General features: G+C 54.8%; 1 protein-coding gene. It reads left to right on the plus strand.

What is annotated here, in order from left to right; all coding sequences use genetic code 11:
- Positions 1-414: 414 nt before the first annotated feature.
- On the plus strand, positions 415-567 hold the full coding sequence (locus MKK70_RS15515; protein ID WP_243948764.1) for a hypothetical protein: 153 nt from the start codon (positions 415-417) through the stop codon (positions 565-567).
- Positions 568-617 lie beyond the last annotated feature (50 nt).

Consider the following 617-nt stretch of genomic DNA (forward strand, 5'->3'; position numbering starts at 1 on the left):
AACAGTGCCGTACCGGCCACGCTGATATCGAGGCTGCGCTTGCCCAGCCGTTCCAGACGCCGTGCCTTTCCGAGTGGCAGCACCGCCTGTGTGACCACCTCGCTCAGATGCTGCGGTGCAACGGCCGTGGAGGAAGACGGATGGCCGGCCTCACGCAGCATGGTCACTCTCCTGGGGCGCGCAGGTGCACAGGGTTAAAAGAACATTAATGCAAACTCCATACCGCGACACTTGCCGCTACACAAGCGTGACCTTAGGATATAAAACGCTTCAGAATCGATCTTTCAGTTATGTAAGCCTTCGGAAAACTAAAGTGTAGTACCGCTAACACGATGAATTATCGATGTATAACAGCAACATTTGTCAGGACGATTGTGATAAAACCATATAACGCAGTAGTTAGGAGCTAAACGCGTGCTGATCGGTCTCTTGTGCGGCGCGATAAGTATGGCCGCGCTTGGGCTTTGGATCGGCCTGAGTTGGGGATGGATCGGCGGATTGCTTGGCGCGCAACTCGGAGCCACCCTAGGCATCCTCCTCGCCGCATCCTTCAAGCTGCGCCGCTAAAACTACCGAGACCTCAAAGAACCCCGTAGAACTAGACGCACGTTAGCCAA

This window comes from Methylobacterium sp. E-041, from assembly GCF_022829665.1.
GTDB lineage: Bacteria > Pseudomonadota > Alphaproteobacteria > Rhizobiales > Beijerinckiaceae > Methylobacterium.